1 pseudogene is annotated in these 563 nt (G+C 58.8%); it reads right to left on the bottom strand.

The annotated features are described in order from the left end of the window. Positions 1 to 118: 118 nt before the first annotated feature. Positions 119 to 563 (bottom strand): annotated as a pseudogene (locus tag CFR80_RS18795) (IS5-like element ISGdi1 family transposase); the annotation flags it as partial.

The following is a 563-nucleotide window of genomic DNA, read 5'->3' as shown; positions in this document are numbered from 1 at the left end:
ACCCTATGTCAAACGCGGCAAGATTGATGCGGCCTATGCCGAGGAGATCTGCGAGGCGTTATCTGGCCGTCCCCACGCTGGAACGGATGCAGGCCTAAGAGCCCGATCCGAAAGTTTTTCAAGCTTGACAATGCCTTGCTGTCCGTCGTGTGAGCATGCGGATCGAGGCGATCAATGTCCATGCGGTTGAGGAAGCAATGGACTTTTCCCAATCTTTGGCGAGCCGCCTGCACCGTCCCAGCCAGGCGAATGTCCGTTCAACCACCCAGCGGCGCGGCAGGATCTGAAAGCCCTTCGCCGTATCGGACCGCCTGATGATTTCGATCGTCCATTTTCCCATGGAGGCGAGCGCGGATCGCAATTTGTCGCCAGCATAGCCGCCATCAGCGAAGATGTGGCGCAGCCAGGGAAAGCGCCTGCGTATTGCCGCCAGAACATCAACGGCCCCATCACGGTCCTGGATGTCGGCGGCATGAACGAGGAGAAAGATCAGGAAGCCGCAGGTATCAGTCACGATATGGCGCTTGCGGCCCTTGACCTTCTTGCCCGCGTCATAGCCCGAA

Source organism: Komagataeibacter oboediens (assembly GCF_003207815.1).
Taxonomy (GTDB): domain Bacteria; phylum Pseudomonadota; class Alphaproteobacteria; order Acetobacterales; family Acetobacteraceae; genus Komagataeibacter; species Komagataeibacter oboediens.
This window is presented reverse-complemented; position numbering and strand designations above follow the sequence as displayed.